This is a genomic window from Ferruginibacter sp. HRS2-29 (assembly GCF_024343615.1).
GTDB lineage: Bacteria > Bacteroidota > Bacteroidia > Chitinophagales > Chitinophagaceae > Ferruginibacter.
This window is the reverse complement of record NZ_RJUB01000159.1, coordinates 102,254-126,567: the sequence shown is the minus strand read 5'-3', so window position 1 is coordinate 126,567 and position 24,314 is coordinate 102,254. Positions and strand designations below refer to the sequence as shown.

Sequence of the window (24,314 nt, the reverse complement as noted above, 5' to 3'; positions counted from 1 at the left end):
GTGATAAAAGCAGCGAATTTTCTAAGATGCCGTAGCTTGCCCCTCTGACCAGTCGCTAAAGTGATCGTGAATAAAAATGCCCCGCTTAAAACGGGGCATTTTTATTCTAAACTTCAATGGTTTCACTATTCACTATTCACTATTCACTATTAAACGAGCTCTTTCAGTTTTTCCACCACTGTATCCACTTCTTCTTTAGTATTGTATTTGCTAAAGCTGAAACGCACGGTGACCTGGTTGGGATTATTGTTGATCGCCCTTATCACATGACTACCCTGCTCTGCCCCTGAAGTGCAGGCGCTTCCGCCGCTGGCGCAGATATTACCTATATCGAGGTTGAACAATATCATTTCTGATTTTTCAGTTTTTGGAAAACTAGCGCTCAGCACGGTGTAGAGGCTGTTGCCAAATACATCCCCATTGAAGCCGATACCCGGGATATTCTTTTTCAACTGCTGGTGCATGTAAAGTTTCAATGCAGCTATTTGTGCACTGTCGTCTTCATACCTTGCTGTAGCGTTCTCCAATGCTTTTGCAAAACCTACGATGCCATAAAGGTTTTCTGTCCCTGCCCGCATATCACGCTCCTGTCCACCGCCATGTATGAAAGGTTTGATGCGTACATTTTCATTGATGTATAACAATCCCACCCCTTTAGGCCCATGAAATTTATGCGCCGCACCGGTGATGAAATGCACCGGGGTTTTACGCAGATCTATTGGAAAATGACCTACCGTCTGCACAGTATCGCTATGAAAAATGGCATTGTACAATTTGCACAATTCGCCTACGGCGAAAATATCGAGCACGTTTCCGATCTCGTTATTGGCGTGCATCAGCGATACCAGCGTTTTATCTTCCGAGCCTGCAAGCAATGTTTCCAGGTCATCAAGATCAACATGGCCATTCGGCAACAACTGAACAAAACTCAGTTTCACCAGGCCGGTTTTTGCCAGATGTTCTACCGTATGCAATACTGCATGATGTTCAATCGGGGAAGTAATGATATGTTTACACCCAAGGTCACGCACGGCCGCAATGATAGCGGTATTGCTGCTTTCGGTACCGCCACTGGTAAAAAATATTTCTGCAGGATGTGCATTCAGTATTTTGGCAACAGATTTCCTGGCCGTTTCAATCGCTATCTTGGTTTCCCTTCCGTAAGAATAAATGGAAGAAGGATTGCCAAATTTTTCCGTAAGATAAGGCATCATCGCATCCAGCACTTCCGGGTCAAGGGATGTGGTAGCGGCGTTATCAAAATAGATCTTATTCATGTTGCTTCTTTAGGTTAGAGGTTTTAAAAGTATCTATGATGTAAGATCTATGATCTATGATCTGCAATAATGTTCTAAAGATCATAGATCTTACATCATAGCTTCCTGTATATCTTTCATCAATCTCAGCGCAATATTATTCGCCGTATTTTCATGATTGCTTTCTGCGTAGATACGGATGATCGGTTCGGTATTGCTGGTACGCAGGTGAACCCAATCTGTTTCAAACTCGATCTTTAATCCATCATCGGTATTGATCGGCTGATGCTTGTATTTTTCTTTGATCTTGTCAAATACGGTTTTTACATCTGTTCCGTTCTCAAGCTGGATCTTATTTTTGCTCATGAAATAATCCGGGTAGGTCTGCCTTAATTGCTTGATGCTTTTCTGGCTTTTCGCCAGGTGTGTCAGGAACAATGCGATCCCTATCAGTGCATCCCTTCCGTAATGCAATTCCGGTACGATGATGCCGCCATTTCCTTCCCCGCCGATCACCGCTTTCACCGCTTTCATCTTATTCACCACATTCACTTCACCTACTGCACTGGCAAAATACTCGCCGCCATGCTTCACCGTCACATCTTTCAACGCCCTGGTGGAAGACATATTGCTCACCGTATTGCCCTTTTGGTTGGACAAAATATAATCCGCTACCGCAACAAGTGTATATTCTTCGCCAAACATGCTGCCATCTTCGCAAACAAAACAAAGCCTGTCTACATCCGGATCTACCGCTATTCCCAGCGATGCCTTCTGCGCTACCACTTCCCTGCTGAGTGCGGTAAGATTATCCGGCAGGGGCTCCGGATTATGGGCGAAATTACCAAAATCATCTTCAAATAAGATCGTATAACGCAGCACGCCCAATGCTTTGAACAATGCCGGCAAAGCGATAGCCCCCGTACTGTTCACCACATCGGCCACAACATTAAAATCTGCTGCCGCTATCGCTTTTACATCCACCAGGGGATGTTTGATAACGGCTTCAATGTGTGCATCCAGGGTAGAAACATCCTGTGTAGTAACACCTATCTTTTCTACCGTGGCAAATGAAAACGCTTCCTGTTCCGCGATGGAAAGTATGAGTTGCCCTTCATCGCCGCTGATGAATTCGCCTTTGTTATTCAGCAGTTTCAATGCGTTCCATTCTTTCGGGTTATGGCTGGCCGTTAGTATGATGCCACCATCGGCATTCAGCAATGTAACCGCCATTTCCACAGTAGGTGTAGTGCTGTAATCCGTATCAATCACATCAATACCCAATCCGTTCAGTGTTGCCACAACGAGATTTTTTACCATAGCTCCGCTGATGCGGCCATCACGTCCGATCACCACTTTCAGGTTGGTGCTTTTACCCGGGTTCGTTTGCTGAAGCCAGGTGCCGTAAGCGGCGGCAAATTTCACTACGTCTACCGGGGTAAGGTTATCATTGGTTTGTCCGCCAATGGTTCCGCGTATCCCGGAAATGCTCTTTATTAACGACATTTTTTACTGTTTTTTAAGGGATGCAAATATACGAAAGAGTTGATGAGAGTGCCTGCATCCACAAGGTGATTTCTTTACTAAATGAGGTAAAAATAGCAGTAAACAGGGTATCCGGGGGCACTTTATGCGTTTCAAACGGTTGCGTGAAAAATGTATGATGGAAGATATTAGATGTATGATGTTTCTCCAATTGAGCTTTTTTCCAATATTCAAAGTCTTTTCTTCCTAAAGAAATCATACATCTAACATCTTACATCATACATTTGCTTTATGAAAGGTCCATGGTTCAAAAACTGGTTTAATTCCCCTTATTACCATCAGTTATATTTTCACCGCGATGAAAAAGAAGCGGCAGCATTTATCAATAAACTGATCGATTACCTGCATCCGCAGCAAGGCAGTAAAATGCTGGATGTTGCCTGCGGAAAAGGGCGCCAGTCCATGCAGTTATCTGCAAAGGGATTCGACGTGACCGGCATCGACCTCAGTGAAGACAGCATAACCGAAGCATTACAACATGAAAATGAAAATCTTCATTTTTTTACGCATGACATGCGACTTCCCTTCTGGATAAATTATTTCGATTTCGCTTTTAATTTTTTCACCAGTTTCGGATATTTCCGCACCGAAAGGGAGCATGACAATTCCATTCGTAGCATTGCACAATCCCTAAAACCCAACGGCACTTTTGTGATGGATTACCTGAATGTGCATTACGCCGAAGATCATCTTATCCATAAATCAGAAAAAGAAATAGACGACATCAATTTTGTCATCACCAAGTGGTTCGATGAACATCATTTCTACAAAAAAATTGAAGTGGAAGATGATGCCCGCCAGGAGCCTTTGATATACACGGAGAAAGTAGCAAAGTTTTCATTGGGCGATTTCACCGATATGTTCGCCTACCAGGGCCTGCAGATAAAAGAAGTTTTCGGGGATTACAATTTTGGCAATTATGATGTAAAAAAATCGCCGAGGTTGATAATGATCGCTGAGAAAGTGAGATAGCAGACTACAGACGATGGACAACCGTACTTCTTCAAGACTTGAAATTCTTTTAGAGTTGGCAATAATTTAAAAGTGGAATTCTGGCAATGCATCGGTCGTCGGTGGTCTGTCGTCCGTGGTCTATTTATTGTTAAACAACATCCACCTGGCCGTTTCGTACATGGCGGAAGTGAGCTTCGACATTTCTTTCTTTATGGAGTCCTGTTGCTGTACGCTTATGGACAACGAATCTGATTTTATTGATACCAGTTCTTCTTTTTGTATCCTTATGTTTTTGCGGTAAAAATAATCGTCGTTGGCGATACCGATCCAGCCGGGGGCATGATAAATGATGAATGCCACATTGCCGCGTTTGTTCGGATTGAGCAGGTCACGGCCTAATGTTGAATTAGTGTAAGGTTGCTGCAACATGCCGGCAATGGTGGGCAACACATCTATCTGCGAAACCGTTTCGGTATGCCTTTGCGGGGTAAGCAGCGGAGAATAAAACAGCAACGGCACATGCTCATCGCTCAAACGCTGCTCTGTCCAGGCCTTAGGATAAACCGCAGTTGCATTTCCCTCCACCCCATGGTCGCCTACAAATACAAAGATGGTATTACTGAAATACCTTTCCTTCTGCGCCGCTTCCATGAACCGGCGGAAGCAGTAATCCGTATAAGCAAATGCATTGTATTCCTTCAACGATTCAAAACCATTTTTCTGCAACTCTTCTTCCGGAATTATTTTTTGTACAAAATCATTATCCTCTTCGGGAATATTGAATGGGCGGTGGTTGTCGGCTGTCTGGATGATGGCAAAAAAAGGTTTTGTCTGTTTGGCCATTACCTGGTTAGCTTCCAGGAAAAGGTTCTTATCACTGATGCCCCACACGTTGATCGGCTTCGCTTCATAACTACCCTCTTCATAGATCCTTACTCCGTGGATATTTTTTACAAGCCCGTTGAAGTTATTGAACTGGCTTCTTCCACCTATAAAATAAAATTTGTCATAGCCTTCAAAATCATTGATGATCATACGCTGGCCCACGCTCTCTTCATTACGCGTAGCGAACTTGCTCAACTGCACATCAGGAATGCCGGTAAGCGTAGCGAATACGCCACGTGCCGTACCGAATGTAGGAGAAAAACATTTTTCAAAAAATATACCCTGCCTTGTAAGCGAATCGAAATACGGGGTACTGTTGAGCACATTCCCGCTCATGCTGCTTTTGTACATGCTGAAACTTTCGCAGATGACCAGCACCACATTGGGCTGGCTTTCGAGCGCTTTGCTGCCGGGATGTATAAGACGTGTGTATTTATTACTCCACACATTATTAAGGTTGAGAAAATTGCTCATTACCGGAAAATATTCCTGCGCCCTTGTATTATAATCAGGATCGCGAAAACGCAATGTGGTGAAAAAATTCTGTAGTGGGTTCAGTGCAAGATTGCTTTTGAACTCATCGTTGAGGCTGAAGGCGCGGAAAAAATTCAGCGGCCGGATGGTAAGGAAACCATACATGAACCAGCCGAGCAACAGCAATGCGGCAAAGTGCCATCTGCGGCGATACGTGAATTTGTGAATGTTCACATTTTTATCATGCACATCCACATGCGTACGCCTGAACATCCACACCATCATTAACACAGCTCCAACGAGCCCGATGAGGATCCATATAACAGGATAACTCTGCCAGACCATCTTGAGACTTTCCCGGGGATCTTCGGCAAAAATGAGTGCATCGGCATTCAGCCTGGCATTGATATAAGAGAACTGTCCAAAATCGGCGCCATAAAAAAACAACACCAGCAAGGTGATGATCCCGAGATACAAGGTCCATACCTTTTTGGAACGCTGGCTGCTGAAGGGAGCAAGTTTTGGAAAAAGCGATAAAAAAGCGATGGGAAATAAAATGAACGCGATCCAGCGCAGATCATACTTCAGCCCCAGCCAGAAGGAGGGCAGCAGATCGGTAACCGGTATGGTCTTCGGCTTGAAACAAACCACCGTTGCCACTCTGAATGCAGTAAAGATCAGCAGGTAGATAAAGAACAACTTCACTATCCATTGAATCGTTTTTGGCACCCGCCATTTTATAAGCATAGCTTTACAAATATGAATTGAGCGACAAAGTTAACTTATAGCGGTTTTAAAAGTATGATTTTTATTATTCACTTTCTGAAAGCCTCAAGCGATCTTACTGTCAGCCTGAGCTTGTCGAAGGTGATCATGAGACCACCTTCGACAAGCTCAGGCTGACAGCGAAGTTTATTTTTTCTTTTTGTTGTTCAGCAGCTGGTATTGTGCCGTCAGGTACCACGCTTCGGTAAGTTGTGCCATGTGCTTCCTGGCACTGTCATCATTCACAGGCAAATTGTTGCGCACCGACACAAATTCGGTAATACCGGTCTTGAGGTTTTTAGTGTAGTAGTAATCGTTACTTACAAGCCCCATGTTCATGATATCCGGATCGGCGATAAAGGCGTAATGCACTCCGGGAACGGTATCGAACAGGTTTCTTCCGAATGCCGAATTGGTATAGGATTGTTTTGCGATAGTGGCTACACTCGGAAGAATATCCAGTTGGGACGCTACATCGGTGACACGTTTTGGCTGTATCAGCTTTGGCGCATAAAACAACAATGGCACATGTTCTGCCAGGATTCCCTGTTTGGTAAAACTCTGTGGAAACATATTGCCCGCATCGCCGCGAAGGCCGTGATCGCCTACAAAAACGAAAATGGTATTATCGAAGAAGGGTTCTTTTTTAGCCGCTTCAATGAATTTGCGGTAGCAAAAATCGGTGTAACGAAAAGCGTTCAGCTGGTCGTTGTCATCAAATCCGTATTTGGTAAGTGTATCTTTCGGGTACTCCACTTTTTTGAACTCTGCCTGATCCTGTGCAGGGATGGTATATGGGCGGTGATTGTCGGCTGTCTGAATGATGCTGATAAAAGGTTTCTTCTGCTGGCCCAGAATGCTGCTCGCTTCCAGGAAAAGGTTCTTATCACTGATGCCCCACACATCCACTTTTTTTGCTTTGAAATCTTCTTCCTCGTAAATCTTCAGGTTATCGATATTGTTGGTAAGCAATCCCCGGATATTGGCCCAGGTAGTGCTTCCGCCGAGGAAATAAAACTTATCGTATCCTGTAAAATCATTGATGATCGTATGTTGGTCTACCGCCAAAGGGTTGCGACTGGCTGTGCTTCCCCGCTGCACATCCGGTATGCCGGTAATGGTTGCCCAGACGCCACGTGCAGTGCCAAACGCAGGCGTGAAGCAACGTTCGAAGAAAGCGCCTTCGTTGCAAAGAGTATTGAAAAACGGCGTAGGATCCAGTTTGTTGCCAAACATGGAGCTTTTATAAGCGCTGAAGCTTTCGCAGATGACGATGATGACATTGGGCTTGGGCGACAAACTATCCGGGAATGTAAAACTGCGGGTATAGTTCAACGTTAGACTGTCTTTTTGCTGAACCCCCAGATAGTCTGCCATCAGCGGGTAATACTTCTTTACATTGGCGATATCGTAGGTAGCATTTTTAAATTTCAGGGTGCTGAAAAAACTCTGAAAAGGGTTCAATGCAGTATTCGCTTTAAAATCGTCGCGTACCGCAAAGGCATCGCTCCAGCGAAGCGGGTACTGGCTTAACTTTCCAAAGATCGCCAGTCCAAGTAAAAGGAAACTGACGATGTAAATAATCGTTTTCGATCTTTTTTTACCGGCAACTGCGGGTTTCTTTTCCAGCCTGCTGAAATTGCGTTTTGCCCACCACACAAACAATACCATGGCGGCAATGAGTGCCAATATGATCTTTATTACCGGGTATGTCTGCCACATCATTTCCCCGGAAATACCCGCATCCACCAGGAAATTAAGCACCGAAGCGCTCAGCCTTTGTTTTAAATAATCATAGTGATAAAAATCGCTGCCATAAAAGACCAGCACCACCAGGAATACGATCGACAGTATAATCAACCAGCCTTTTTTGGCCCGTTTACTGTGAAACGGGTTCATCGCCGGAATGCTGCCAATGATGAGCATCACCACAGCCAGCACGGAAACGATCCGCAGGTCATACCGCAGGCCCAGCAGGAATGTCTGCCCGGTAAAAGGCCTGTGTTCCGGCCGGTAATGAAAGAAAAAGAAGAACCGGTATGCGGTCATCAGTACAATCAGCAATAAAACGTAGGAGATCACCCAACGGATGAGCCTCGGGACTTTTGAATAAAAAGCCATGTGTATCTTTTTGAGCTACGAAGTTAAGGAGAACCGACGACGGACGACCGACGACCGACGACCGTCAGGTGTTATTTCCGGCAAATCTTATAAATTTTCAGGGTTTCGCAAGGGGCCACGTATATAATGAAGCATCAGTCGTCGGTGGTCTGTGGTCAGTCGTCGGTTCTCCGTGATCAGCGTTCTCGTACTAAATGCCTATTTTTGATCATTAGTCGCAAATCAATATGCAAAATCTACTAGCGCTGGATAAATATCTCTTCCGGCTCATCAACCAGCAATGGCACAATGCTTTTTTCGACTGGCTGCTGCCCCTGGTGCGTAATTCTTACTTTTCTATTCCATTATACCTTTTCCTGTTCCTCTTTGTGATCATTAACGGCAAAAAAAGTGTGGGCTGGTGGATCGTTTTTGCCGCCTGCGTGCCTGTTCTCGCCGATTTTGTAAGCAGCAAACTCATCAAGGAAAACATTTTCCGGCTACGCCCCTGCAATGATCCGTCGATGGCTGATGGCCTGCGTTTCCTGTTAAGTTATAAGCCTCAAAGCTCCAGTTTCACTTCATCGCACGCCACATCACATTTCGGGATGGCCATGTTTTTTTACAGTACGTTGAAGAATATTATTGGCAAATGGTCATTATTGTTCTTTCTTTGGGCGTTTATTATTGTATATGCACAAGTGTATGTAGGCGTACATTTCCCGGGCGATATCGTTTGCGGAGCGCTGATCGGCATGGCGATAGGATATATCGTGGCACGCCTTTTCAATAAAAACCATTCGTTAGCTTAAGCTAAAATTATGACTGAAGTATTTATCTTATTGGGACTTATTTTACTGAATGCACTTTTCGTTATGTCTGAGATCGCCCTGGTGAGCGCCCGCAAAGGCAGGCTCGAAGGGATGGCGAATAAAGGCGACCTCAAAGCGAAAGCTGCATTGGACCTGGCTGAAAATCCCGAGAAATTTTTAAGCACCGCACAAATAGGCATTACGCTGATCTCCATCCTGACGGGTGTGTACTCCGGCGAAAAATTCGGCAAGGAACTGATGCCCTTTTTCGAAAAATTCGAACCCATCGCCAAATACGCCGATACCATTGCCACTTCTGTAGTAGTAGTGATCGTTACATTTCTTTCCATCATTTTCGGCGAATTGATCCCGAAGAAATTCGGTCTGCTTCGTGCAGAAAAGATCGCCCGTGTGGTGGCCGGCCCAATGAACCTGCTGACCATGATCATGCTGCCGTTCGTATGGTTCTTGTCCAACGCGACCAATCTTATTTTTAAAATATTCAACATTAAGAAGGCAACAGACAGTGCAGTTACAGAAGAAGAGATCAAACAGATGATATCCGAAGGCAGCGAGCATGGTTCCATTGAAGAAGATGAGAAAGAGATCATAGAAAGGGTTTTTCATCTTGGCGACCGTAACATCACTTCATTGATGACCCACCGCACCGACATCGTATGGCTCAACATCAACGACAGTGTGCAGGATGTAAAAAATAAACTGGACGATATCGTATTCAGCACTTTTCCTGTTTGCGAAGAATCGATCGATAACATTAAAGGGCTGGTGTATGTGAAAGACCTGCTGAAGGCTTCACCGGAAACCAAGCTGGATAAATTATTGAAACCTGCTTTGTTTGTTCCGGAAAATAATAAAGCATACCAGTTGCTGGAAAAGATCAAGTCGACTAAAATCCATACTTGTTTTATCGTAAACGAATACGGGACCATGGAAGGTATGATCACGCTGAATGATATACTGGAAGCCATTGTTGGCGATGTACCGCAAACCGGCCAGGAAGAATATGAGATCGTAAAACGCGAAGACGGAAGTTTCCTGGTAGATGCCCAGATACATTTTTACGATTTCCTTTCTTACTTCGAGCGTGCCGACTGGATGAATGAAGGCGAGCACGAATTTGATACCGTTGCAGGATTTGTATTACATGAACTGGAACATATTCCGGCTACCGGAGAAAAATTTGAATGGAAGGATTTTTCGTTCGAGATCATCGATATGGATGGGCAGAGAATAGATAAGATACTGGTAACGATATCGCAGGAGTTGAAAGATCAGCTGGAAGAATAATTCAGATCACGGATTATAAATTGATTAGGGGATTACACAGATTATTTTTTACTCCGTAAAAAATAAATGCAGTTTAGAAAAATTTCAATTATTTTATAAACTGCATTTTTATTTTGCGAATAGCAAAACATCCGTGTAATCCCCTAATCAATTTATAATCCGTGATTTCCTGATCTCATTAAAAATTAAATATCACCGTGGCTTCCGGGTTATTCAATTTATAATTTTTCATTTCCCCATTCACCGTACAATGAATCAATCCCATCTGTTGTTCCTTGTATTCGTATAAGATCGTGCTGGTAATGCCAATTGATTTTACCGACGCGATATTATCTCCTTCAAAATAACAATAGACCCCCTCTTCTAATGGCTCAAAACCGATGTACTTCAAAGCAGTTGCCTTTCCATTTACAGATACCTTAAACCGTTTTTGAATGTAATCGTTTACCAGCTTATCCATGGCCGGTTTATTATTTTTATCCAGCAGGTCCACATGAGTATTGTAAGCTGTCCGTAATGCTTTTTCAAAATCGTCGGCAAATAATTTGCAGCTGATCTCCAGTTGTTTCTCTTTCGCATTGTATTCAATTTCGGCTATACTTATATACACCGGATGATGTAATATTCCGACAGGCAACAATTGCATGGACGCTATTAAAAACCATTTATATAAAATACCTGCCATCAAAGCATTGAAATTAGTTATTAAAAACAGACTTGGATATATTTGTCTGCCCAAAAATAACGCAATCGGGGTTGCTACTGGTATTCATGGATAATTTTATATTTTATTTCAAGATTGGCTGGGATCATATCATCAGTATCAATGCCCTGGATCACCTGATGTTCATCATGGCGTTGGCGGCCATTTACATGGTCAGCAACTGGAAACAGGTGTTGATACTCGTCACCGCATTCACCATCGGGCATTCGTTGACGTTGGCTTTGAGCGCTTATGATGTGATCCGTTTCAACAGCGAATGGATAGAATTTCTGATACCGCTTACCATCGTGCTTACCGCATTGATCAATATCCGGAAAAAAGATTTCAGCAACAGCAGTTTACAAATACAGTATTTTTTAGCATTGTTCTTTGGGCTGATACATGGAATGGGGTTTGCCAATACGATCAGGTTCATGCTGGCCAAAAAACAATCTATCGTAACGCCATTGCTGAGTTTTAACCTGGGCCTGGAAGCAGGTCAGATCCTGGTAGTGACGATCATTTTGCTGATAAATTATCTTCTTGTAACAAAAGGAGGTATGTCGAGAAGGTGGTGGGTGATCATATTGTCCGGCATAGCATTCTGCATAGCTATGGATATGTGCTGGAAAAGATGGCCTTTGTAGAAAACAACGATTATTTGATATCTTTAAGCAATAAACAGTTCAAGCATGAAAATAAGATTGTCACTCCTGGCATTGGTATTGCCTTTATGCGCCATCCAGGCACAGGATATCAGGAATAATCCAACGAGCAATCACGGCAACAAATTCGAGCAGCTCGGCACCATTCTTCCTACCCCCAACGAATACCGTACTGCAAGCGGGGCGCCGGGCCCAAAGTATTGGCAACAGCGCTGCGATTATGATATCACAGCGGAGCTGGATGAACCCAACCGCAAACTGACGGGAAAGGAAACCATCACTTATTACAACAATTCTCCCGACAACCTCAGTTACCTGTGGCTGCAGCTCGACGAAAACCAGCACAGTCTTAAGAATAATTCCGGTTATCAATCCGGCAGCACACTCAACCTCAACTTGACGGTGCAGGATATTGATAATGGTAAAAAAGATATTTACGGAGATAACATCACCAAAGTGACCAACGCTACCGGCGCTGATTTGAAATATACCATCAACAAAACGATGATGCGTGTGGAACTTCCGCAAATACTGAAGCCCGGGCAGCAATTTATTTTTAAGATAGAATGGAATTACAATATTATCGAACGTACAAAGTACGGCGGCCGTGGCGGCTTCGAGTATTTTGCCGAAGACGGAAATGATCTGTTTACGATGACCCAATGGTATCCCCGTCTTTGCGTATACAGTGATTACCAGGGATGGCAGAATCATCAGTTTGCCGGTACGGGAGAATTCGCTCTCACTTTCGGGAATTTCAAAGTAGCCATGACAGTGCCTGCGGATCATGTGGTAATGTCTACCGGTCAGGCACAGAATTACCAGCAGGTGCTTACCCCGGCGCAGTTTGCCCGTTGGCAGAAAGCGCAGAATGCAAAAGATGTAACAGAGATCGTGACACTGGAAGAAGCGAAAGCAAGAGAAAAACAGAAATCTACCCAGAAGAAAACATGGATATTCAAAGCCGATATGGTGCGTGATTTTGCATGGGGCAGCAGCCGTAAGTTTGTATGGGATGCCATGCCGGTTTACATTGAAGGGAAAAAAGTGATGTGCATGAGCGCTTATGGAAAAGAAGCGTACAACCTTTACCGTAAGTACAGTACAAAAGCGGTAGCACATACTATAAAGACCTATTCTAAATTTACCATTCCTTATCCATACCCTGTGGCGCAAAGCCTGGAAGCGGCTAACGGTATGGAGTACCCGATGATCTGTTTCAATTATGGCCGTACCGAAAAAGACGGTACCTACAGTGAAGCTACCAAGAACGGAATGCTGGGTGTGGTGATCCATGAAGTGGGGCATAACTTTTTCCCGATGATCATCAACAGCGATGAAAGGCAATGGTCGTGGATGGATGAAGGATTGAATACGTTCGTGGAATATCTCTCGGAAGAATTATGGGATAATAAATTTCCTGTGGGCCGTGGGCCGGCTTACAAGATCACCGATTACATGAAGATGCCGAAAGACCAGCTGGAGCCTATCATGACCAACAGCGAGAACATCATACAGTTTGGCCCGAATGCTTACAGCAAACCCGCTACCGGCCTCAACATCATGCGTGAAACGATCATGGGCAGGGAATTGTTCGATTATTCATTTAAGGAATACGCACGCCGCTGGGCATTCAAACACCCTACACCTGCCGATTTTTTCCGCACCATGGGTGATGCCAGCGCAGAAAATCTCGATTGGTTTTTCCGTGGCTGGTTTTACAGCACCGATGCCTGCGACATTTCACTTGATTCTGTAAAATGGGCCACATTGGATGCCGAAGGCAATAGAGTGGCAGTTCCAAGAAATTCGCCATTTCCGGTTGCCAAACCTATTCAGAATACATTTGAAGACATTTCAAAGATTCGCAACAGGGAAGATAAAAACATAGTATTTGCAACAGATGCGGATACCAGCCTGCGTGATTTTTACTGGAGATACGATCGCGGACTTGCGAAAGTGGATACCACTCCATTTGTAAGGACTACAGCAGGTGCAGACAATTTAACCGCCCAGGAAAAAATAAACATCGCGGGCAATAAGAATATCTATGAACTCACTTTCAGCAACCTTGGCGGGCTTGTGATGCCGATCATCATTGAGTGGACATACAAAGATGGCAGCAGGGAAGTAGAACGTATTGCAGCGCAGATCTGGAGAAAAAATGAAAATAAGGTGGTAAAAACATTCATAAAGGATAAGGAAGTAGCAGCCATCAGGCTCGATCCTATGAGGGAAACTGCCGACATCAATGAAAATAATAACGGCTGGAACGTTGCAGGAACACCCTCAAAATTCCAGTTATTCAAAGCAAGAACCGCTGCATCAAGGGGAGCCAGTACCGGCGGAAACCCGATGCAGAAAGAAATCAGGTGATCGCAGATTTAAAAAGGATAAGAGGATTTCACAGATTTTTTGCTGACGCAAAATAAAAATGCAGTTTATAAAAAAAATTCAAGTTTTATAAACTGCATTTTCGTTTTTACGAAGTAAAAACAATCAGGGGAATCCTCTTATCCTTTTGAAATCTGAGATCCTTTCTTGTCTAATTTATCTAAATTTGGATAAACATATAATTCATGCGCATACTATCCACCTTTCTTTTCTCCCTCCTCTTCTATTCCGCTTCAGCGCAGGTAGATACGATAAGTATTTTCAGCAACAGCATGCACCGGTCTTTGAAATGTGTGGTGATACAACCCTCATTGCCGCAGGAGAAACCAACCCGCTACCCGGTAGTTTACCTTTTACATGGATACAGCGGCGCTTACGACAACTGGATAAAAAAAATGCCTTCGTTGATCAGCGAGGCGACAGAAAACAAATGCATCATCGTTTGTCCGGATGGCGGCTTCAGCAGCTGGTATGTAGATAGCCCCGTAGACAGCGCCACCCGTTTTGAAACATTCATTTCAAAAGAGCTGGTGGAGTACATCGATAAAAATTATTTCACCCTGCAGGATAAAAACCGTCGCGCCATTACCGGGCTCAGCATGGGCGGCCATGGAGCTTTGATGCTGGCCATGCGGCACCAGGATGTATTTGGCGCAGCAGCCAGTATGAGCGGAGCTGTTGACCTGAATGAAACACACAACAAATTTGAGACAGGCAAAAGATTGGGGGATACGATCGCGTATTCAAATTTCTGGCACCGGTTTTCGGTGATCGATATCGCGGATACTTTTTCAAATAAAAAAATGCCGCTGCTGATCGATTGCGGAACCGGCGATATTTTCATCAAAGGAAACCGGGCATTACATGCAAAACTGGAAAGATTGAAAATTCCACACGATTATGTAGAACGTACCGGGGAGCACAACTGGCAATACTGGACGAACGCCTTGCCTTATCATTTGTTGTTCTTCAGGAAGTTTTTTGAAACCCATTAACCGCAGAGAAAGAAGGGAGTTGAGTTTTCGCAGAGTTCATGGATTTTATAAATCTCTGATCTCTGCGAAAACTCTATTAACTCATGTTCTCGGCGGTGAAAATTAAAGGCCCGTTCGCCCATCCCTTATCGCCCCTTTTTTCCCTTTATTTTTCCGTTCCCATTCCAGCATTTCCGCGGTCTTTTCAGGTTTCTTTTTTTCAGTAGGTGCTGTAGCTACCGGCTTATTCGTATTCGGAAGCACGAGCACATTACGTTCCCATTTTTCTGTACGCAGCAACTGGCCGCTTTCAGGATCGTAGTATCTCCAATCGCCGCTTTTCACACTGTATGTTTCAGCTTTTACAATTTTATAATCAATGATCTCATTGCTGCCCGTACCATAGATAGCGATCGTATCGTAAGGCGCATCGGGATTGTAAGCCCTCCAGCTTTCTTCCCTTTCGAGATTGCCCACAAATGTGTAATACTGCTGCAATCCATCCTTTCCATCATGCAAATAATTTTCCACTGCCAGCAGATCGCCTTCGGCCGTATACTTACGCCATAACCCTTCTTTTTCGCCCTTTTTATTGTACATGCCTTCTTCATCATACCCTGGATTTCCCCTGAGTTCTGGCATGGAGATCACCCACTTACCCTGTTTGATGCCGTCTTTATTGACCACATTGATGGTATCGCCCTTTACGCTGATTTTGAAAGATTTATATTGAGCATCGGCAGATAAAAATGCACCGGCCTGGAGAATGGCAGCCAATACGAATAGCTTTGTTTTGAAATTTTTCATGGTGAGATTGTTGAGCCAAAAATAATGCTTAATTGAGGACAAAAATGTTAAATGTATGATCTACTGATGTATGATCTATGATCTTTTTTTTCTAGTGCAAGTTTTCATTTATTTGAACGAACTTGCTACTGCAAAAACACATCATAGATCATACATCTTACATCATAGATATAATGAAGGATTACAAAAACTATTACATCCTTTCGGCCCCGCCCGAAGAAGTATACATCGCCCTCACCAATCCCGCTACCATACAGCTGTGGACGGGCGAACCCGCTATCATGAGCACAGAGCCGGGCAGTGAATTTTCTCTTTGGGAAGGAAGTATCGAAGGAAAGAACCTGGAATTTGAGCCCGGTAAAAAAATTGTGCAGCAATGGTATTTCGGCGACCAGGAAGAAACTTCCATCGTGACGATCAAACTGCATGAGCACAAACAAGGCACTTCAGTAGAGCTAAGACAAACCAATATTCCCGATGAAGATTATGATGATATTGTGGAAGGATGGAATGAAGTTTATTTTTATAGCCTGATAGATTTTTATGAGAATTAGCGATAGGAACGATCTAAGCAAAGAAGGGATCACGGATTAAAAAGGAGGAAGGGGATTGCACAGATTATTTTTACTTCGTAAAAACCGAAATGCAGTGTATAAAAAATTACGACTTTTTATACACTGCATTTTCATTTTGCGCCAGCAAAATAATCTGTGTAATCCTTTTATCCCTTTGAAATCTGTGATTACTAATTTGCTTCGATCATCAATTCGTAATTAATTGATGTCTTTTCCTTCTCCCAGCATGATGATGTAATTATTGATCGCATCCACATTCTGTTTGTCAGGCGCCTGCGGCAACGCCAGCTTTGCATACTTCAATGCATTTTTATAATCGCCGGTAGCGGAATATCCTCTCGCCAATCCCATGTTGGTGGTGAAGACTCCCGGATTTTTTTGTGCATTCAGTTTGAAAGCAATCAATGCTTCGGCAGCTCTTTTTTCGCGGATCAGCTGTTTCCCGTAATTGTGCAATTCCTGCATATTTGCCAACGGCATCGCTTCTTTCATCAGTGCTTCCGATTCGGCAGTCCTGTTGAGCTTGCGCAATACGCCCGCTTTTGCATTAAGTGTCCTGAAATTTCTTTGCCCCACAAATACCGCATTGATCGCGTAATCGCTCCAATGCAATGCCTCTTCCAGGTTGACATTATGCACCAGGCAGAAGTTAACAGCTTCCACCCAGGCGTCCCACCTGAAACCAATATCCGTGCGTAATTCTTTGCGGATGGATTCCAGTTGCGTTTTGATATAATCCACAGAAACCGTAAAAGGGATCTCCAGCTTTTCCCATTGCATCGACACCACTACACCGTTTTCTTTTTGCTGAACAAAACTATAGGTAAGCCATTCCACAGAAGCATTCAGCTTCTTCGGTTTTACATTCACCCGCAACACGTCTTCTTTTTCATCATAAAAAAATGAGCCCCAGGAAGTAAAATTTTTGCTGAATATGATGGTAGCATCATTTTCAGATACTGCGATGAACAAGCCATAAGTTCCTGCGACGATCGGTTTGCCTTCTACCAGTACATCGGTACCAAAAGTGATGGTGGTATTTTCGTTGGCACCCGCACGCCATGGGGCCAATTTGCTGGTACCGAACTGCTGATCCGTAAACCCATAAGGTACAAGATCGCCCCAGATCCGGCCTTCACGGCCTTTCACCCCCGGCCGATTGTAATGTATGGTGATATCGGTGATGCCGATGCTCTCCCCCACAACAGCCTTTTTATTTCCCCCATCAGCCGGCATGGTAAGGCCCTGGGCAAAAGAAAGCGTGACTGAAATGGCCAATAATAAAACAAGGGACAGTTTTTTCATAATAGTAAGTTTAGTGGGATAAATGTAGAGGTTGGGAAAAGGAAATGCAATGGGAAAATGACAAGCGGCGGGGAAGTCAATAGTGAATAGTGAATAGTCAAATCTTCGAAGTTTATAATCCAGGGCAATTTCATTCAATCAGGATCCTATGATTGTAGCTACAAAGTAAGCATAGAACCTTCAAAGATTTGACTATTCACTATTCACTATTCACTATTGACACAAAAAATCCCTCTTCAGGCTGAAAAGGGACTACTATATTTTATCGGGTTACGTTATTTCACCTCCACACTCAGCAAACTCTGGCTTTCCATCAATGCTTCCAGTTCATCGCCTACCACGCACTCGCCCACACCTGCAGGGGTACCTGTAAAGATGAGATCGCCGATATTGAGCGAGAAATAATTGGAAATATTGGAGATGATCTTGTCGAAATTAAAGATCATATCGCCGGAATTGCCTTTTTGAACGACTTCCTTGTTTTTCAACAGGGAGAAATTGATATTTCCTTTTTGCAGGTCAGGGGTGATATCGATGAATTTGCCTACCGCGGCTGAATTATCAAATGCTTTCGCTTTTTCCCATGGCAGGCCGTTCTTTTTGCATTCTTCCTGTATATCGCGTGCTGTAAAATCTATCCCTACTGTAATACCATTTACATAGTTGGAAGCATGTTTTTCCTGCACATATTTGCCATTCTTGCTCACCCTCAGTACTAATTCCACCTCGTAATGAAGCTCATTGGTAAATTCCGGGTAATAAAAAGGGGTGTGTACCTGTAAAAGCGCACTTTTAGGCTTCATAAAAATAACGGGCTCCTCGGGAATATTATTACCTAGTTCCTTCGCATGCTCAACATAATTTCTTCCAATACATATAATCTTCATGGTAATTCTGGTTTATTATTCCGGGGTTACGGACAGCGAAAATACAAAAACACATTATAAAAACAAGTACATTATATTATTAATTGACATTAAAATTCAGGCTGTTGACAAATGACATCGTTTTATCGATACCAATCGTAGCAAAACTTTCAATTACCTCTACACATTTCTCGATTTTCAGCTGCACCAGCGGGATTTCATCATTTTTCCACTTACCCAATACAAAATCTGCCTGCATGCCTTTCGGGTACACGTTACCGATACCAAAGCGTAATTTAGGATAGGCATCGGTGCCCATCACCGCCTGGATATCCTTCAGGCCATTGTGCCCCGCCGGACTTCCCGCAGCCCGTAAACGCAGTTTATCCAATGGAAGAGCAAGATCGTCTACGATGGTGAGTGAATTTTCGAGGGCTATTTTTTCTTTATCCAGCCAATAGCGGAATGCTTTACCACTCAGGTTCATGAATGTGGTAGGGCAAATACAGACAAACTGCCGGCCTTTCCATTTAACGTCGGCCACATACGCCAGCCGGTCTACCCTGAACTCACCGCCGTGTTTGGACACAAATGCATGCACCACATCAAAACCTATATTATGACGGGTACCGCCGTATTCATTACCAATGTTGCCAAGACCGACAATGAGAAATTTCATAGAGGTTTAGAAGTTTAGCGACCTGAGGCCTGTTTAGAAAGTTTAGATGGTTGTTAGTTTTGATAGTTCGTTAGCCTGGAGTAAATTCTATTGTTGAAGCAAAATCGGTTTATTATTTTATCAAGTAAATCTACAAGAGTTTTATTAGATAATAGTTTAAGTGCTAAACCTTCTAAACAGGCCTCAGGCCGCTAAATTCCTAAACTTCTAAACCCCTAAATTTAAATTAGTTCGCTCAGCAACTGCTGAAGGTCCATATCCGTTTTGATGAGTACATCCCTCGGTTTGCTGCCCTGCCCTGCCCCTACAATACCTGCTGCTTCCAGCTGATCCATGATGCGGCCTGCCCGGTTGTACCCCAGTTTCATACGGCGTTGTATCAATGAAGTACTACCACTCTGGCTGCTTACGATCAACCTGGCGGCTTCCTCGAATAAAGAATCTTTATCATTTACATCGAAATCCCTGCCTTCCATTTCTTTTTCATCCACATATTCCGGCAACAGGAATGCCTGCGGGTAACCACGCTGTTCGCCAATGAAATCAACGATCTTATCCACTTCAGGGGTATCCACAAAAGCACATTGCAGACGTACCAGCTCACCATTATAACTGATCAGCATATCCCCTTTACCGATCAACTGCTCTGCGCCCCCCGTATCCAGAATAGTGCGGCTATCGATCTTGCTGCTCACTTTAAAAGCGATACGTGCCGGGAAGTTCGCTTTAATGGTACCGGTAATGATATTCACCGAAGGCCTTTGCGTAGCAATGATCAGGTGAATACCGATCGCCCTTGCCAGCTGCGCAAGACGTGCTATCGGCATTTCCACTTCTTTGCCGGCCGTCATGATCAGATCGGCAAACTCATCCACCACCAGGACGATGAACGGCAGGAACTGGTGCCCTTTTTCGGGATTAAGCTTGCGTGCCGCAAATTTTTCATTGTATTCTTTGATGTTTCGGCAACCCGCTTCTTTCAGCAGGTCGTAACGGTTATCCATCTCGATACACAAGGCATTCAGGGTATGCACCACTTTTTTGGTATCGGTAATGATCGCGTCATCCGTATCGTCGCCCGGCAGCTTGGCCAGGAAATGTTTCTCAATTGTTTTGTAAATGCTTAATTCCACCTTCTTAGGATCCACCAGTACAAACTTAAGCTGCGACGGATGTTTGCTGTACAGCAATGACACCAGTATCGCATTCAATCCAACAGATTTACCCTGCCCCGTAGCACCCGCCATCAGCAGATGCGGCATGCTTGCCAGGTCCACGATGAAGTTTTCGTTATTGATCTTTTTACCGATCGCTATAGGTAATGAGAAACTATTTGTCTTGAATTTTTCAGACTCCAGCAAGGTCTTCATGCTTACGATCGTCTTCTTCGTATTAGGCACTTCAATACCGATGGTCCCTTTTCCGGGAATCGGCGCAATGATACGGATACCAAGCGCAGCAAGGCTCAACGCGATATCATCTTCCAGGTTTTTGATACGGGAAATGCGTACACCCGCCGCCGGAATGATCTCGTACAGGGTAACCGTAGGGCCCACCGTAGCCGAAATTTTCTGTATCTCAATATCGTAGTTCTTCAGCGTGCTGATGATCCTGTTCTTGTTTTCTTCCAGCTCAGCGGGATCCTGTACGATCTTTTCACTGCCATGATTTTCGAGCAACGCGGTGGTAGGATATTTATAATCCTTCAGATCGAGGATGGGGTCGTAAGGCTTGCTTTGCAACACTTTTTCCGCCGCCGTAAGCACTACCGGCTCATCTTCGGCTTTTACATCTTCCACCGTTTTTATTTCCAGCTCAAGCAATGTATCCGCAACCGGCACTTTAGCAACCGGTTTTACAGGTAACACCACTGGTTCAGGTTCTGGCTCAACAATACTCTCTTTTATTGGTTCAGGCTGAGGAACAGGCTTGGCGACAGGCTTTTCCTTTGGCAATTCTTTCTCCACTATTTCCAGCTCGTGGTTGAATTTCGGCGATTGATCGGGAATGTTCAGTATGGCTGCATTGCCTTTGAGGGCATTCGCTTTGGCAGTTTCTTCGGCAACATCATCTTCCTCTCCTTTTGTTTCCTCTTCCGGCTCAGGCTCTGCTACCGGTATTTCTGCAGTAGTTACCGTTTCTTTTTTTGCAGGCAGGTTGAATGACGGGTTGAAGCGCCAGATCACATAGGCCAGGAACGCCACACTGATCACGCCAATGGTACCAATGGTACCGATAGTACGTGTAAGATAAAAATTGCACATATCGCCAACGGCGCCGCCCCAGGCAAACTCCTGCTGACTGAGGAAAACAGATGCGGTGATACTCACCAGCGGCAATCCGATGATGAGGTATTTGATATTTTTTGCGATGGAAAATATCTTTCTTCCGAAAAAAAGATTTACGCCGGTCACAAAGAAAAAGCTGCAGATCAGGTAGGATGCTACGCCAAATCCTTTATAAATGAAGAAATGGGAAATATAGGCGCCGAAAGTGCCCATAAGGTTGGCCACTTTGGTATCGGTACCCAGCAAAAGCTTGTACCCATCCTTGAAAACCTTATCCTGGTCTTCATCCCAGGTAAATAAATAAGAAGTGAATGCTATGAAAAAAAGCAGCGCCAGCAATATGCAGATGCTCCCGAATATCTTGTGGGTACGCTCGTCTTTCAGCAGCGCTTTTACTTCTACTGTCTCCTCTTTATCCTTCTGAAGGGTTTCGGCAGCTTTTGTATTAGCCTTGATCGATTTGATTTTAGTCGCCATTGGTAACAAAGATAATTAAAACTTCTCCCGCCGCAGTATTCAAAAGATTGTACGTTTTAAAAGTACTGTCAGGCTGAGCTTGTCGAAGCCTTGTCATTCAACAACGTAAATCCGCCTTCGACAAGCTCAGCCTGACAGACAAACGGCTGGAATTTATAATATGAGAATTCAACGAATTTATGTAGGTTTGGCAGCAAACTGGCTCTTTTGAAAAAAAATATTTTCCTGGCCCTGCTTATTTTACTTTCCTTTAACGCTGTCGCGCAAACCGTGCCCGACAGTGCTTACATCAACATCACACATATTGAGAATGTAAAATCGATTGAAGAATACACCGCTTTTTTCTTCGACAGCAGCCGCAACATACCCATCAGCCATTTGATGCAGGAACCTTTCCGCCCGTTCCCTAAAGGAAAAAGACGGCTCCCTGTGCCTTCGCGGCTTGTTACCCGGCCCGTATACCTTCGGTTCAGCGTAGTGAATAATTCCCGCCAGGAAACGTCTTTTTATTATTGCCCCGGCGGCCTTTACAGCAGACTCACTTTATATAAATACGAACCGGGTAAAGGCCTGCAGGAAGTGGCTTATCACCAGCGGCAAAACGGTTATGTGTATGTAACTACTGCCCCGGCTGAAAAAGCGACTTTTGTTGTAAAAGGGGAATTCTGCCGCAGCAGCGGCAACAATATAGAATCACGGGTCATCACACCTGATTTTTATCCATACTTTAAAGTGGAAACAGAGCGGGTGATGATCGATAAAAAAGTCGTCGGCATCATCCTCAGCGGTGCTTTGTGCATGATGATCCTTTTTACCCTGGTGAATTACCTGCTCAATAAGAAGATCGAATTCCTCTTCAATTGCCTGTATTCCATATGCATGTTCGTGCTCATCTTTTTTACCGCATACCTCTCCAGGGATTCGGGCTGGCTGAAAGTTTTTTTCATCGGTTACTTCGACCTATTCCTGCTTATCATCGGCACCATGTGTTATCTCGGGTTTACGCGAAAATTCCTGAACACAAGTACCGTTCACCCAAAGCTCGACAAATTCCTGGTGGCCGAAGAGTGGCTGCTGGCGTGCCTGATGGGACTTTACAGCATCCTTCACTTCTTTACCGACAACTTCGTGCTGCAAAGCATGCTCGAAAACCTGATGAAGATCATCATACTGGCGGCGGCGCTTATTTTTGTGGTGATCGCGTTGGTAAAAAGAAACGTGCTGATGAATTATCTTGCCATCGGTACGGCAGTGCAGATATTCTTTTACATCGTTTCATTGTTCCTCATACTTAAAAATTACATCGGCGACAGCATCTTCACTTCACCCATCTTCTATTTTGAACTGGGTGTGGTGATGGCGGTATTTTTCTTCCTGCTTGGTCTCACGTACAAAAACAAAAGTGAGCTCATCCTTAAGATCAAAGAGCAGGAGGCGATGAAACTGGAAGTGGAGAAAAAAGGATTTGAAACCCAGCTGGCGGTCTTGAATGCACAACAGGAAGAACGCAACCGCATCAGTGCCGACATGCACGACGATCTTGGCGCAGGTATGACTACCATCAGGCTTTACAGCGAGTTGGCAAAAACCAAACTCGGGGATAACGTGATCCCCGAAATTGAAAAGATATCCGACTCTGCCAGCGAGCTGGTAGATAAAATGAATGCCATCATCTGGAGTATGAGCAGCAGCAACGACAGTCTTGGCAATATGATCGCCTACATCCGCAGTTATGCACTGGAATATCTGGAAGACGCTAATATCATCGCCAATGTAATGATCCCGGCAGGTTTGCCGGAAATAGAAGTATTGGGAAAAATGAGAAGGAACCTGTTTCTCGTTGTAAAAGAAGCCTTGCATAACATCGTGAAGCATGCGCAAGCCACCAAAGTGGACATCATCATGCTGCAGCAGGAGAATGGTTTTTCACTTACCATTCATGATAATGGAAAAGGCATTGACCTTGATAATATCCGTTCCTTTGGCAACGGCCTGAAGAACATGAAAAAGCGTATGGACGATGTGAACATCCGCATGGAAATTGAGAACGACAATGGTACGGTGATCAGGCTGCACCGCGAAATAAAAGGATTATTTGCTGCGCCAAAAGGAAAGGAACAATAATACCCATCCTGTTATGAAAGCCACACCACCAATGGGAGTAACAGGCCCCAGCCATTTATATCCCGGTATCACCATACCCTGCACCACAGCCAATCCATACAAGGAGCCGCTGAATAAAACAATGCCGGCAATGAAAAGATATCCTGCCCATACCACCAGCCTTGAGCGGTTATCCCTGTAAACGATCGCAGCAATGAACAGCGCAAATGTGTGGTAAAACTGGTACCGTACGGCGGTTTCAAACGTAGCCACCGATCGTTCGCTCACCATGTCTTTTAATCCGTGTGCCGCAAATGCGCCCAATATTACCGAGAGTGCCCCGAGCAAAGCTGCCGTCTTCAAAAATCCTTTATGCATG

General features: G+C 44.3%; 19 protein-coding genes. 8 read left to right on the top strand and 11 right to left on the bottom strand.

Annotated elements, in window-relative coordinates; genetic code table 11:
- Positions 1-149 precede the first annotated feature (149 nt).
- Both EGI32_RS19870 and glmM read right to left on the bottom strand, forming a co-directional pair.
- The gene (locus EGI32_RS19870) at positions 150-1,277 is read right to left on the bottom strand and encodes a cysteine desulfurase family protein (protein WP_255157413.1); all 1,128 of its coding nucleotides are present in this window, start codon (positions 1,275-1,277) and stop codon (positions 150-152) included.
- Positions 1,278-1,367: 90 nt separating this feature from the next.
- Entirely contained in the window at positions 1,368-2,762 is a 1,395-nt protein-coding gene (gene glmM, locus EGI32_RS19865; protein ID WP_255157412.1) for a phosphoglucosamine mutase, read from the bottom strand.
- Between the two features lie 270 nt (positions 2,763-3,032).
- Between glmM and EGI32_RS19860 the strand changes: the two genes are divergently transcribed.
- The gene (locus EGI32_RS19860) at positions 3,033-3,773 is read left to right on the top strand and encodes a bifunctional 2-polyprenyl-6-hydroxyphenol methylase/3-demethylubiquinol 3-O-methyltransferase UbiG (protein ID WP_255157411.1); all 741 of its coding nucleotides are present in this window, start codon (positions 3,033-3,035) and stop codon (positions 3,771-3,773) included.
- A gap of 120 nt (positions 3,774-3,893) precedes the next feature.
- Here the strand turns inward: EGI32_RS19860 and EGI32_RS21450 are convergent, their stop codons facing one another.
- Positions 3,894-5,843: an alkaline phosphatase family protein gene (locus EGI32_RS21450; protein WP_255157410.1), complete on the bottom strand. Its 1,950-nt coding sequence runs from the start codon at positions 5,841-5,843 to the stop codon at positions 3,894-3,896.
- A 183-nt stretch (positions 5,844-6,026) separates the two neighbouring features.
- Positions 6,027-8,000, bottom strand: coding sequence for an LTA synthase family protein (locus EGI32_RS19850; RefSeq protein ID WP_255157409.1), 1,974 nt, complete (start codon positions 7,998-8,000; stop codon positions 6,027-6,029).
- Between the two features lie 227 nt (positions 8,001-8,227).
- On the opposite strand from EGI32_RS19850, the gene EGI32_RS19845 reads away from it, so the two are divergent.
- Positions 8,228-8,791 carry a phosphatase PAP2 family protein gene (locus EGI32_RS19845; protein WP_255157408.1) on the top strand — a complete coding sequence of 188 codons (564 nt, stop codon included), beginning with the start codon at positions 8,228-8,230 and terminating at the stop codon, positions 8,789-8,791.
- Positions 8,792-8,800: 9 nt separating this feature from the next.
- Positions 8,801-10,099 carry a hemolysin family protein gene (locus EGI32_RS19840; RefSeq protein WP_255157407.1) on the top strand — a complete coding sequence of 433 codons (1,299 nt, stop codon included), beginning with the start codon at positions 8,801-8,803 and terminating at the stop codon, positions 10,097-10,099.
- 178 nt (positions 10,100-10,277) lie between these two features.
- Here the strand turns inward: EGI32_RS19840 and EGI32_RS19835 are convergent, their stop codons facing one another.
- Positions 10,278-10,784: a DUF6702 family protein gene (locus EGI32_RS19835; RefSeq protein ID WP_255157406.1), complete on the bottom strand. Its 507-nt coding sequence runs from the start codon at positions 10,782-10,784 to the stop codon at positions 10,278-10,280.
- A 32-nt stretch (positions 10,785-10,816) separates the two neighbouring features.
- On the opposite strand from EGI32_RS19835, the gene EGI32_RS19830 reads away from it, so the two are divergent.
- The 3 genes from EGI32_RS19830 (at position 10,817) to EGI32_RS19820 (ending at position 14,856) form a co-directional block, all read left to right on the top strand.
- Positions 10,817-11,449: a HupE/UreJ family protein gene (locus EGI32_RS19830; protein WP_255157405.1), complete on the top strand. Its 633-nt coding sequence runs from the start codon at positions 10,817-10,819 to the stop codon at positions 11,447-11,449.
- A 45-nt stretch (positions 11,450-11,494) separates the two neighbouring features.
- The gene (locus EGI32_RS19825) at positions 11,495-13,843 is read left to right on the top strand and encodes a M1 family metallopeptidase (protein WP_255157404.1); all 2,349 of its coding nucleotides are present in this window, start codon (positions 11,495-11,497) and stop codon (positions 13,841-13,843) included.
- Between the two features lie 203 nt (positions 13,844-14,046).
- Positions 14,047-14,856, top strand: coding sequence for an alpha/beta hydrolase family protein (locus tag EGI32_RS19820; RefSeq protein ID WP_255157403.1), 810 nt, complete (start codon positions 14,047-14,049; stop codon positions 14,854-14,856).
- Between the two features lie 102 nt (positions 14,857-14,958).
- Here EGI32_RS19820 and EGI32_RS19815 read toward each other — a convergent pair whose 3' ends face one another.
- Positions 14,959-15,642 (bottom strand): hypothetical protein, encoded by a 684-nt coding sequence (locus EGI32_RS19815; protein ID WP_255157402.1) that lies wholly within the window; start codon positions 15,640-15,642, stop codon positions 14,959-14,961.
- A gap of 173 nt (positions 15,643-15,815) precedes the next feature.
- On the opposite strand from EGI32_RS19815, the gene EGI32_RS19810 reads away from it, so the two are divergent.
- Positions 15,816-16,196 (top strand): SRPBCC domain-containing protein, encoded by a 381-nt coding sequence (locus EGI32_RS19810; RefSeq protein ID WP_255157401.1) that lies wholly within the window; start codon positions 15,816-15,818, stop codon positions 16,194-16,196.
- Positions 16,197-16,415: 219 nt separating this feature from the next.
- On the opposite strand, the gene EGI32_RS19805 is transcribed toward EGI32_RS19810, so the two are convergent.
- From EGI32_RS19805 to EGI32_RS19790, 4 genes are all read right to left on the bottom strand, one after another.
- Positions 16,416-17,522: a DUF2911 domain-containing protein gene (locus tag EGI32_RS19805; RefSeq protein ID WP_255157400.1), complete on the bottom strand. Its 1,107-nt coding sequence runs from the start codon at positions 17,520-17,522 to the stop codon at positions 16,416-16,418.
- A gap of 275 nt (positions 17,523-17,797) precedes the next feature.
- Positions 17,798-18,409: a fumarylacetoacetate hydrolase family protein gene (locus tag EGI32_RS19800; RefSeq protein WP_255157399.1), complete on the bottom strand. Its 612-nt coding sequence runs from the start codon at positions 18,407-18,409 to the stop codon at positions 17,798-17,800.
- Positions 18,410-18,488: 79 nt separating this feature from the next.
- Positions 18,489-19,067, bottom strand: coding sequence for an aminoacyl-tRNA hydrolase (gene pth, locus EGI32_RS19795; protein WP_255157398.1), 579 nt, complete (start codon positions 19,065-19,067; stop codon positions 18,489-18,491).
- Positions 19,068-19,288: 221 nt separating this feature from the next.
- Entirely contained in the window at positions 19,289-21,832 is a 2,544-nt protein-coding gene (locus EGI32_RS19790) for a DNA translocase FtsK (protein WP_255157397.1), read from the bottom strand.
- Between the two features lie 207 nt (positions 21,833-22,039).
- Between EGI32_RS19790 and EGI32_RS19785 the strand changes: the two genes are divergently transcribed.
- On the top strand, positions 22,040-23,956 hold the full coding sequence (locus tag EGI32_RS19785; protein WP_255157396.1) for a 7TM diverse intracellular signaling domain-containing protein: 1,917 nt from the start codon (positions 22,040-22,042) through the stop codon (positions 23,954-23,956).
- Here the strand turns inward: EGI32_RS19785 and EGI32_RS19780 are convergent.
- Positions 23,924-24,313, bottom strand: a complete 390-nt coding sequence (locus EGI32_RS19780; RefSeq protein WP_255157395.1) for a DUF423 domain-containing protein — start codon at positions 24,311-24,313, stop codon at positions 23,924-23,926. The two genes, EGI32_RS19785 and EGI32_RS19780, sit on opposite strands and share 33 nt — an antisense overlap.
- Position 24,314 lies beyond the last annotated feature (1 nt).